Source organism: Streptomyces zinciresistens K42, assembly GCF_000225525.1.
Lineage (GTDB): Bacteria > Actinomycetota > Actinomycetes > Streptomycetales > Streptomycetaceae > Streptomyces > Streptomyces zinciresistens.
The window spans coordinates 1-10,316 of record NZ_AGBF01000215.1; the positions used below are offsets into that span (position 1 = coordinate 1).

Sequence of the window (10,316 nt, forward strand, 5' to 3'; positions counted from 1 at the left end):
GGGCCGTCCGCCATCTGCCGGGCCGGCAGATGGCGGACGGCCCGGCACGCGCACGCAGACATCACGCTCAAGGCGGTCGCCGACCGGGCCGGCGTGAGCCCGCCGCTGATCCCGAAGTACTTCGGGAACGAAGTACTTCGGGAACAAGGACACGCTGTTCGCCCGGGTCATGCCCTTCGGGACGGACGCCGACGCGCTCCTGGACGCGCCGGTCGCACGACTCGGGCCGCACATGGTGCGGCACGTGCTGGTCAGCCGGTCCGGGCGGGGCGCCGACCCGCTGCTGCGGATCGTCTTCGCGCCCCTGCACGGCGAGCGGGGCGACATCCTGCGGGCCGGTTTCCGCGCCCAGGTGACCGGCCGGCTGACGGCCCGGCTCACCGGCCCGGACGCGGCCCCGCGCGCCGGGTTGGCCGTCGCGACGCTGCTGGGTCCGGGCGTGATGTACGGCATCGCCCGCGGCGCGGAGGTCCGCCGGGCCGCGATCGACGCCCTGATCGACCGGTACGCGCCCGGGGTGCAGGCGCATCTCACCCCCTGAGGGGAGGGGCGGGCGCGGCGGTACGGCGGCCGTGGGCGGCCGGTTTCAGCCGGGCTCGCCGGTCCAGGCCCGCAGCGCCGTGTCCCGCGCGGCCCGGCGGGCGGCCGGGTCGGTGGCGCGGGTGGCCCAGGCCACGTGGCCGTCGGGGCGTACGAGGATCTCCGTCACGCCGTCCAGGCCGGGGTGGTCGTCCCGCTTCGTCACCGCGACCGAGGTGAGGCGGGTGTCCCGGCCGCCGGCGGACGGCGCCGGGTCCGGATCGCCGGAGAGGTCCAGGTGGACGAACCGGCCCGCGGGCAGGAGGTCGTAGACCCGGGTCGCCGGGGAGCCGGCGGCCGTCAGCCCGACGTCGGGCATCCGGCGGCCCGCCAGCGGGTCGGCGTCCGGGCTCGCCGGCGGGTAGCCGACGCCGAGTGCGGAGACCTGCCCGGCGAGACGGCGGTTGACCTCGCCCAGTCCGAGGAGGTCGTCGAGCAGGGCGCGCAGGGCCTGGGCGGGCCGGCGGTACTGCGGGACCAGGGTCAGTTCCATCAGGAGCGTCTGCACCTCGGTGTTGGCGGTGACGGCGGCGCCGACCGGGCGGCGCTCCCCGTCGTAGCTGTCGAGGAGTCCGGGCGGCGCCCAACCGGCCACCCGCGCCGCGAGCTTCCAGCCGAGGTTCACCGCGTCCTGGAGCCCGGTGTTGAGTCCCTGGCCCGCCGCGGGGAAGTGCACGTGTGCGGCGTCCCCGGCGAGCAGGACGCGGCCGGAGCGGTAGCGCTCCGCGAGGCGCGTGGCGTTGCCGAAGCGCGAGAGCCAGCGGGGCTCGGCGACCCCGAGATCGGAGCCGCAGAGCCGGATCAGGGAGGCGCGGAACTCCTCCAGGGTGACCGGTTCGCGGGAGGGCACCCGCATCCGCTCCGGATCGACGAAGACCACCCTGGTCACCCCGCCCTCCATCGGAGCGGCCAGGACACCCCGGGCGCGCGCCTCGCCGAGCACCGCGGGATCGGCGCCGGCCGCGGCGAAGTCCCCGAGCATCCCGGTCAGGGTCTCCTCGGTGCCCGGGAAGGCGATCCCGGCGGCCTCCCGCACCACGCTGCGTCCGCCGTCGCAGCCGACGGCCCAGCGGCTGCGCACGGTCTCGGCGCCGCGCGGGCCGCGCACCCGCGTCGTGACGCCGGTGTCGTCCTGGCTCAGGCCCTCGACCTCGTGGCCGCGCAGGATGTCCACGCCCAGTTCCCGCGCCCGCTCCGCGAGCAGCGCCTCGGTGCGGGCCTGCGCGAGGAAGAGGGTGTAGCCGTGCCGGGAGTCCAGCGCGGAGAAGTCGAGCTGCGTGGGGAGCTGGGCGAAGTGCCAGCCCGGCACGGTGCGTCCGAGCGGCAGGAACCGGTCGAGCAGTCCGCGCTGGTCCATCAGCTCCACGCTGCGCGGATGCAGGGTCAGCGCCCGCGAGTCGCGCTGCGGCTCGGCGCGCCGTTCCAGGACCCGGGTGCGCACACCGGCGAGCGCCAGCTCGCAGGCGAGCATCAGTCCGGTGGGCCCGGCGCCCACCACGATCACGTCGGGGTTCATCGGGACGTCCTCCTCGATCGGGGAACCTCATTAGTGAACAGTGTTCACGTGAACATCGTTCACTATAGTGGGGGCCATGAGCGAGACGTCAACCCCCGCACGCGGCCGCCCGCCGCGCCTCGACCGCGAGCGCACCCTGCGCACCGCCCTCGACCTGCTGCGGCAGTCAGGGCTCGACGCGCTGACCATGCGCAGGCTCGCCGAGGCCCTGGACGTCAAGGCGGGCGCGCTCTACCGCTACTTCGCCACCAAGCAGGACCTGCTCACGGCCATGGCAGAGCGCATGATGGCGGGCGTCGCCGACGCCACCGCCGCGGCGGACGACGGCGACTGGAGCGGACAACTGCGGACCCTGGCCCGCGCCCTGCGCGCGGCGCTCCTCGCCCATCGCGACGGCGCGCGGGTGTTCGCCGGGACGCACGCGACCGGCCCGCACACCCTCGGCATCGCCGACACGCTCGTCGGCGTCCTGCGCGGCGCGGGCTTCTCCGACGAGGAGGCGGCCCGGACACTGTTCACGGTCGCGAACTTCACGGTGGGGCACACCCTGGAGGAACAGGCCGCCCTGGAGCCCGCGGACGGCGGCGCCGACGTCCCCGCCCTGCTCACCGAGGCGGTGGCGGCGGGGACGTATCCGCATCTGCAGGCCGGTCTGTCCACACTGTCCAGTACGGACTTCACCGCGCTGTTCGAGTTCGGGCTCGGCCTGCTGGTCGACGGGCTGCGCGCCCGCCGCTGAAGCCCGGCCGGGGCGCGGCCCGGCCGCCCGGGAAGAAGGCGGCCAGGTCCCGGCCGCCCGGGAAGAGAGTGGCCCGGCCGCCCGCACGGACGCCCCGGCGTTCGGGGCCCGGACCAGGGCCGCCGCCGAGGCCGCCGTCGCCGGCCGACGGCGGGACCCCGCCCGGTCAGCCGCCGGCCCCTGCCTCCGCCTCCTCCGCCTCCTCGACCGGCGGCATGAACGCCCTCAGCCACCGCTCGGTCTGGGCGACGTGCGCCTGCGCGGCGCCCGCCGCGGCCACCGGGTCGCGGTCGGCGATCGCCGTCGCGAGGATCCGGTGGTCCTCGTCGCTCTTGCGGCGCAGTTCGGGGCCCTCGGGCAGCGTGAAGACCTGGTACTTGCGCGAGCGCGAGCGGAAGACCGCCAGCAGGGAGGCCAGGGTCGGGTTGCCCCCGACGCGCGCGATCTCCGCGTGGAAGCGGTGGTCCAGTTCCGACGCCTTCGCGGGATCGCCCGTCGCCTCCATGGCGTCGATGAGCGCGTGCAGTTCGCGCACCGTCCCGGGTGTGCAGCGGGCCGCCGCCTGGGCCGCCACATGGGCCTCCAGGACGCGCCGGATCTCGTAGAGCTCCAACAGGCCCGAGAGCGGAAGGAGTTCGAGGGTCAGCGAGAGGCTGCCGATCACGTCCTCGGGCCGCAGCTGGGAGACATAGGTGCCCGAGCCGTGCCGCGGCTCGATGACGCCCAGCGCGGCGAGCATCCGTACGGCCTCGCGCAACGACCCGCGGGAGACGCCGAGTTCCTCGCAGAGTTCACCCTCGGGCGGAATGCGCTCGCCGGGGCCGAGGCGTCCCGTGCCGATCATGTGCCGTAGGCCGTGGAACGCTCTCTCGACTGCGGACATCCGTCCCCTTCTTCCTCCCCTGACGGCCTGCGGCCACGCCGCGGCCCCTCGGGGCACTTTAGTGCCGGGGCGGGCGACGTTCGCCCCGTCGCGCGAACGTCGCCCGCCCCGGCACCCGGGCCCGCCGCGAGATGCCCGCACGGGCGGGACCCGGGTGTGACGGACGTATGTCACCCGCAAGTCATCTGATGACTTTCACTGTACGACCCTTGTTTCCGCCAAGAAAGGCGTGCAGGATGCCGAGTCATCATATGTGTCCCCGGAGGGCTCCCCCCTTTCCGTGGACCCGTCCTGCCCAGATGTGGAGTCCTGTGAGCGAGACCGAGGTGACCACCGCACCGCGCCCCCTGCTGCTGGCCGACGGACGGCCCGCCGAGCGGGCGTGGTCGCTGGATCCTGCCCTCAAGCACCTCAACCACGGTTCCTTCGGGGCCGTCCCCCTGGTGGCGCAGGAGCGGCAGGCACTGCTGCGCGCCGAGATGGAGCGCTCGCCCGTGGTGTGGTTCCCGGCGCTGCCGCCGCGGATCGCCGCCGCCCGCGTCGAACTCGCCGCCTTCCTCCGCGTCGACGCCGGAGATCTGGCCCTGGTGCCGAACGCCAGCGCGGGCGCGAGCGTCGTCTTCGCCGCCCTCACCCTGCGCCCCGGCGCGGAGATCGTCGTCACCGACCACGGCTACGGGGCCGTGACGATGGGCGCCGAGCGGCTGGCCCGCCGCTGGGGTGCCCGGGTGCGCACCGCCCGGGTGCCGCTGGACGCCGGGGAGGACGAGGCATACGACGCCGTCACCGCCGAGTTCGGGGACGCCACCCAACTCGTCGTGGTCGACCAGATCACCTCGGCGACCGCGCGCAGGCTGCCGGTGGAGCGGATCGGCGCGGAGGCCGCGCGGCGCGGCATCGCCACCCTCGTGGACGGCGCGCACGCGCCGGGGCTGCTGGAGGCGCCGCTCGCCGGCGCGACGTACGACGCCTGGACCGGCAACCTGCACAAGTGGGGCTGCGCGCCGCGCGGCACGGCGGCGCTGGTCGCCCGCGGTCCGCTGCGCGAGCTGCTGTACCCGCTCATCGACTCCTGGGCGGCGGCCGATCCCTTCCCGGACCGCTTCGACCAGCAGGGCACCGTGGACGCGACCGCCTATCTGGCCGCGCCGGCGTCCCTCGACTTCGTCGAGCGCACCTGGGGCTGGTCCACGGCCCGCCGCTACATGGACGCGCTCGCGGACTACGGCGCGAGGGTCGTCGGCGGGTCGATCGCCGCGCTGGGCGGTTCCGGCACGGCGGTCGACGTCGGGATGCCGGTGCCCGGCATGCGTCTGGTGCGCCTGCCGGACGGGCTGGCCGCCGACCGGCTGGAGGCCGACGGACTGCGCGACCGGGTGGCCCGGGAGCTGGGCGTGGAGGCGGCGTTCACCAGCTTCGGCGGCGTCGGTTACCTGCGGCTGTCCGCGCACGTCTACAACACCCCCGCCGACTACGAGTACTTCGCCGAGGAATGCGTGCCCGTCCTCGGCGCGTGGGCACGAGAGGACACCGGCCGCCCCGGCAGTGCCGGGAACACCAGGAACGCCGGGAACACAGGGAACGCCGGGACCACCGGGAACACAGGGAAGAGGTCAGCACGATGAGAAGAAGGACGGCAGTTCTCGCGCTCGGCACCGCCGCCGCGATGGTCCTGACCGGCTGTTCCACCATGAGCCCCGGGGCGAGCGGCACCGTCACCCTCAACATGGTGGAGAGCCTGACGAACCCCGCCCGCACGGATCTGCTCAAGGGCCTCATAGCCGACTTCGAGAAGCAGAACCCCAAGATCAAGGTCAACCTGGTCTCCCCGCCCACCGAGCAGGCCGACCAGAAGCTCCAGCAGATGCTGCAGTCCGGCAGCGGAGTGGACGTCCTGGAGGTCCGGGACATCACCGTCGGGCCGTGGTCCAACAACGGCTGGCTGTACGACATGAAGAAGGACCTCGACGGCTGGAAGGGCTGGGAGGGCATGACGGAGAACGCCGTCAAGGCCGCCCAGGACGCCAAGGGCAGGACGTACTTCGTGCCGTACGGCTTCTACGGCCTGAGCCTCTTCTACCGCACGGACCTGATCAGGAAGGCGGGCTTCGACAAGCCGCCGGCCACCTGGCCGGAGCTGCTGAAGCAGGCCGCCGCGATCCACGACCCCGCCCAGCGGCGCTACGGCTACGCCTTCCGCGGCGGCGCCAACGGCAACAGCAACGCCACCGCCGCCATCGAGGCGTACCTCGCGGACCAGGTCGACCCGGCCAACGGCTTCAAGCTGAAGAACGGCCGCACGATCTTCTCCGCCCCCGAGGCGGAGGCGGCGATGGAGAACTACCTCAGGCTGTTCCGGCAGGCGTCCCCCAAGTCGTCGGTCTCCTGGGGCTATCCGGAGATGGTCGAGGCGTTCTCCAACGGTTCGACGGCGTTCCTGCTCCAGGACCCCGAGGTGATCGCCACGGTCTCGGAGTCCAAGTCGATCTCCAAGGACCAGTGGGCCACCGCGCCGCTGGTGGCCGGGCCCGGCGGCAAGACCGTGCAGCCGCTGGCCACCGCGGGCTGGGGCGTCGCCAAGGGCAGCAAGAACAAGGCCGAGGCCGTCAAGCTGGTCCAGTTCCTCTCGCAGGGCGAGGCGTCGACGTCGTTCACCAAGAAGAACAGCCTGGTGCCCATCCTCAAGTCCGCGACGAACGACCCCTTCTACAAGAGCGGGCCCTGGTCGAGCTACGTCACCATGACCGAGCAGCCGGACACGTACCTCGTCGTCACCCAGCCCCGCGGGGTCAGCTGGTGGGCCGAGTGGCAGCAGAAGGCGGACACGGAGGTGCAGCAGCTGATCCTCGGCAAGACGACGCCCAAGAAGCTCGTCGCGGGCTGGGACGCGTACTGGACCGAGAAGTGGCAGCAGGAGAAGTAGGGATGTCCGTCGCGTCCACCTCGAAGACGAAGACGGCGGCGCAGGGCGAGGGGGGGACCTCCGGCAGGCGAGGTCTCCCCCGCGGGGGCCGGCGGCGGGAGTTCACCACCCGCCGCGGACTCCAGATCGCCGCCTTCATGGCGCCGGCCGCCCTCTTCGTCGCGGTCTTCACGTACTACCCGATGGTCGCGGGCGGCCAGATGGCCTTCCGCAACTGGAAGCTGACCGATCTCACCGACACCTCCTGGGTCGGGCTGAAGAACTTCCGGGACGTCTTCGCGGACCCGGCGTGGGGCACCGTCCTCACCAACAGCGCGATCTGGGTGGTCGGTTCGATCGTGCCCCAGCTCGTCATCGGCTTCGCGCTCGCGCTGTGGCTGCGCCGGCGCTTCCGCTTCCGCGGCCTCTACCAGGCGCTGATCTTCTTCCCGTGGGCGATCTCCGGGTTCCTCATCGGCATCCTGTTCCGCTGGATGTTCAACAGCGAGTTCGGCGTCGTCAACGACCTGCTGCAGAAGGCCGGTCTGATCGACGAGCCGATCGCCTGGCTGGCCGACCCGAAGACGGCCATGGTGGCGGTGCTCATCGCCAACATCTGGTACGGCGTCACCTTCTTCGCGATCATGATCCTCGCGGCGCTCCAGTCGATCCCCGACGAGCTGTACGAGGCGGCGGCGCTGGACGGCGCGGGCAAGGCGCGCACCCTGTTCCAGGTCACCATCCCCTACATCCGCACCACGCTGGCGCTGACCGTGCTGCTGCGGGTGATCTGGATCTTCAACTTCCCGGATCTGATCTTCGGGATGACCGGGGGCGGGCCGAACAACGAGACGCACATCGTGACCACGTGGATGATCAAGATCACTCAGCAGGGCGACTACGGCAGGGCCTCCGCGCTCGGCCTCCTCGTGGTGGCCGCGCTGCTGGTGTTCGCGGTGTTCTTCCTCCTGGCCACGCGTGAGAGGAAGCGGGTGACGCAGTGATCGGCAAGGAGAGCGCGGCCGGCCGGGCCGTCAAGTTCACCTTCCTGGGCGGGTGGCTGCTGTTCACCGTGTTCCCGCTGTACTGGATCGCGGTCACCTCGCTGAAGGCGCCCGGCGACATCTTCCGCTTCCCGCTGGCCTACTGGCCCGAGCAGTGGTCGCTGGAGAACTACAGCGGCCTGTTCGGCAAGGCGGACTTCGGGACGTACCTCGTCAACAGCCTCGTCGTCGCGACGGTCGCGGGCGCCACCGCGACGGCGATCTCGATGCTGTCGGCGTACGTGCTGGCCCGCTTCGAGTTCCGCAGCAAGTCGGCGCTGCTGATGGCGGCGCTGGTCACCCAGATGATCCCGTCGTTCATCGCGCTGGGCCCGCTGTACCTGCTGATGACGGACCTCCGGCTGGTCGACAACCGGTTCGGGCTGATCCTCGTCTACGTCGCGGTGTGCATCCCCTTCTCCACGGTGATGCTGCGCGGCTTCTTCGAGAACATCCCGGACGCGCTGGAGGAGGCCGCCATGATCGACGGCCTGTCGCGGTTCTCGGCGCTGTTCCGGGTCCTGCTGCCGGTGATGCGGCCGGGCATCATCGCCGCGTTCATCTTCAACTTCGTCAACTGCTGGAACGAACTGTTCCTGTCGGTGACGCTGATGAACAGCGACAGCAACAAGACGGTCCCCACGGCGCTGAACGGCTTCATCTCCAGCTTCAACATCGACTGGGGCTCGATGTCGGCCGCCGCCGTGCTGACCATCCTGCCGACGATGCTCCTGTTCGCCTTCGCGAGCCGGCACATCGTGCAGGGGCTCACGTCGGGGGCGGTGAAGGGCTGAGCCGGGGGCACGGCGGGCGGAGGGGCGAGCCGTGCCCGCGGGCCGCCGAAGGTGCGGTGGCCGGTCGGCGAGCCGGCGGACCCTCCCGGTCACCGCACCGGGGTGCGCGGGGTTCGTGCGGCTCCTCTGTCCGCCGCCGGGAACGCGAGCCCGCGCGAGGCGCCCGCACGCTCGCCACCGCGCGGCGCGACACTTGCCTCATGCACACCTGGACCACCCGCGCCGAGACCGGCGCCGACATCCCCGCCGTCCGTGAGATCAACCTGGCCGCGTTCGGCACCGCGGCGGAGGCGGACCTCGTCGACGCGCTGCGCGCCGACGCGTCCTGGATCGAGGGCCTGTCCGTCGTCTGCGCCGACGCCTCGGGCCGGCCCGCGGGGTACGCGCTGCTGACCCGCTGCCACGTCGGCGAGGCGCCCGCCCTCGCCCTGGCCCCGTGTGCCGTACGGCCCGAGCACCAGGGCGAGGGCGCCGGGTCCGCCGCCGTGCGGGCCGCTCTGGCGGCGGCCGGGCGGATGGGCGAGGCCCATGTCGTCGTCCTGGGGCACCCGGCCTACTACCCCCGCTTCGGCTTCACCCGCGCCTCGGCGCACGGCATCGGGCTGGCGATCGACGTGCCCGACGAGGCCCTGATGGCGCTGACCCTGGACCCGGACCGGCCGCTGCCCGCCGGAACCGTCCGGTACGCCGCCCCGTTCGGCATCTGACCCGGCCGCGTCCGGCCCGCGGCCCCGCCGTGCGGCTCGGGCCGCGCGCGGTCCCGCACCGCGGTGTCCGCCACCGCCGCGAGGGTCCCCTCCCCGCCCGTCGCCGAACGTGGACAACTACCCTTGTGGTCGGCGGTCATGCGGTTCCGGCCGCGGATTCCGGGTTCGGCCGAAACCTTCGTACCGGGCTTTTGTTGCCGCACGACAACTGAGTTAACCTTCACCGGATCTTCTCATCAGACCCAAGCCGTGAACAGCGGAAACGGGGCGGTGAGGGGGCTCTCACCAAGGGCCCCGGCGCGGTTCCGAGTCCTCGGCGCGAGGGCTCTTGGGGAGCGGAACGAGGGTGCGCATGACGAGCAGGACGATCGAGGCCGCCGAGGGCGCCCAGGGCGAGCAGGAGCTGCGGCGGCTGCTGGCCGGGCTGACCGCCGTCCGGGACGGCGACTTCGGGACCCGGCTGCCCTCCGACGGTGAGGGCCTGCTCGGGGACATCGCCACCGTCTTCAACGGCATGGTGGACCAGTTGTCCGTGTTCACCTCCGAAGTCACGCGGGTGGCGCGCGAGGTGGGCACCGAGGGCACGCTGGGCGGTCAGGCGGAGGTGCCGGGCGTCTCGGGCACCTGGGCCGATCTGACCGACTCGGTCAACGCCATGGCGGGCAACCTCACCACCCAGGTGCGGGACATCGCCCAGGTGGCCACGGCGGTCGCCAAGGGCGACCTGTCGCAGAAGGTCGACGTCCCCGCGCGCGGCGAGATCCTCCAGCTCAAGGAGACCGTCAACACGATGGTCGACCAGCTGTCCGCGTTCGCCGACGAGGTCACCCGCGTCGCCCGCGAGGTCGGCAGCGAGGGCCGCCTCGGCGGACAGGCCCAGGTGCCCGGCGTCGGCGGTGTCTGGCGCGACCTCACCGACTCCGTCAACTTCATGGCGGGCAACCTCACCGCCCAGGTCCGCAACGTCGCCCAGGTGACCACCGCCGTCGCGCAGGGCGACCTCTCCCAGAAGATCACCGTGGACGCCCGCGGCGAGATCCTCCAGCTGAAGAACACCATCAACACGATGGTCGACCAGCTCTCCGCGTTCGCCGACGAGGTCACCCGCGTCGCCCGCGAGGTCGGCACCGAGGGCCGCCTCGGCGGACAGGCC

Annotated in this window: 9 protein-coding genes and 1 pseudogene; 8 read left to right on the plus strand and 2 right to left on the minus strand. The window is 72.6% G+C overall.

Annotated features, from left to right (window positions below; translation table 11 throughout):
• Window positions 1-541 (plus strand): annotated as a pseudogene (locus SZN_RS31800) (TetR/AcrR family transcriptional regulator); the annotation flags it as partial.
• Between the two features lie 45 nt (window positions 542-586).
• On the opposite strand, the gene SZN_RS31805 reads toward SZN_RS31800, so the two are convergent.
• A complete protein-coding gene (locus tag SZN_RS31805) occupies window positions 587-2,095 on the minus strand; it encodes a monooxygenase (protein WP_007503119.1) in 1,509 nt (502 codons plus the stop codon).
• A gap of 76 nt (window positions 2,096-2,171) precedes the next feature.
• On the opposite strand from SZN_RS31805, the gene SZN_RS31810 reads away from it, so the two are divergent.
• Entirely contained in the window at window positions 2,172-2,834 is a 663-nt protein-coding gene (locus SZN_RS31810; protein ID WP_007503120.1) for a TetR/AcrR family transcriptional regulator, read from the plus strand.
• Between the two features lie 166 nt (window positions 2,835-3,000).
• Here the strand turns inward: SZN_RS31810 and SZN_RS31815 are convergent, their stop codons facing one another.
• Window positions 3,001-3,717 carry a FadR/GntR family transcriptional regulator gene (locus SZN_RS31815; RefSeq protein ID WP_007503121.1) on the minus strand — a complete coding sequence of 239 codons (717 nt, stop codon included), beginning with the start codon at window positions 3,715-3,717 and terminating at the stop codon, window positions 3,001-3,003.
• Between the two features lie 311 nt (window positions 3,718-4,028).
• Between SZN_RS31815 and SZN_RS31820 the strand changes: the two genes are divergently transcribed.
• The 6 genes from SZN_RS31820 to SZN_RS31845 form a co-directional block, all read left to right on the plus strand.
• Window positions 4,029-5,342 (plus strand): aminotransferase class V-fold PLP-dependent enzyme, encoded by a 1,314-nt coding sequence (locus SZN_RS31820; RefSeq protein ID WP_007503124.1) that lies wholly within the window; start codon window positions 4,029-4,031, stop codon window positions 5,340-5,342.
• Window positions 5,339-6,640, plus strand: a complete 1,302-nt coding sequence (locus SZN_RS31825; RefSeq protein WP_007503126.1) for an ABC transporter substrate-binding protein — start codon at window positions 5,339-5,341, stop codon at window positions 6,638-6,640. The genes SZN_RS31820 and SZN_RS31825 overlap by 4 nt, the downstream gene beginning before the upstream one ends.
• A gap of 2 nt (window positions 6,641-6,642) precedes the next feature.
• Entirely contained in the window at window positions 6,643-7,623 is a 981-nt protein-coding gene (locus SZN_RS31830) for a carbohydrate ABC transporter permease (protein WP_007503128.1), read from the plus strand.
• Window positions 7,620-8,456, plus strand: coding sequence for a carbohydrate ABC transporter permease (locus SZN_RS31835; RefSeq protein ID WP_007503129.1), 837 nt, complete (start codon window positions 7,620-7,622; stop codon window positions 8,454-8,456). The genes SZN_RS31830 and SZN_RS31835 overlap by 4 nt, the downstream gene beginning before the upstream one ends.
• A 200-nt stretch (window positions 8,457-8,656) precedes the next feature.
• Window positions 8,657-9,163, plus strand: a complete 507-nt coding sequence (locus SZN_RS31840; protein ID WP_007503131.1) for a GNAT family N-acetyltransferase — start codon at window positions 8,657-8,659, stop codon at window positions 9,161-9,163.
• Window positions 9,164-9,515: 352 nt separating this feature from the next.
• Window positions 9,516-10,316 (plus strand): HAMP domain-containing protein (locus tag SZN_RS31845; RefSeq protein ID WP_007503134.1); only part of this gene is annotated, 801 nt, incomplete at its 3' end.

Bases quoted from the DNA above. Each gene is read 5' to 3' on its own strand.
- SZN_RS31825 (WP_007503126.1), top strand. From the start codon at position 5,339: ATGAGAAGAAGGACGGCAGTTCTCGCGCTCGGCACCGCCGCCGCGATG.
- SZN_RS31830 (WP_007503128.1), top strand. From the start codon at position 6,643: ATGTCCGTCGCGTCCACCTCGAAGACGAAGACGGCGGCGCAGGGCGAG.
- SZN_RS31815 (WP_007503121.1), bottom strand. From the start codon at position 3,717: ATGTCCGCAGTCGAGAGAGCGTTCCACGGCCTACGGCACATGATCGGC.
- SZN_RS31840 (WP_007503131.1), top strand. From the start codon at position 8,657: ATGCACACCTGGACCACCCGCGCCGAGACCGGCGCCGACATCCCCGCC.
- SZN_RS31805 (WP_007503119.1), bottom strand. From the start codon at position 2,095: ATGAACCCCGACGTGATCGTGGTGGGCGCCGGGCCCACCGGACTGATG.
- SZN_RS31810 (WP_007503120.1), top strand. From the start codon at position 2,172: ATGAGCGAGACGTCAACCCCCGCACGCGGCCGCCCGCCGCGCCTCGAC.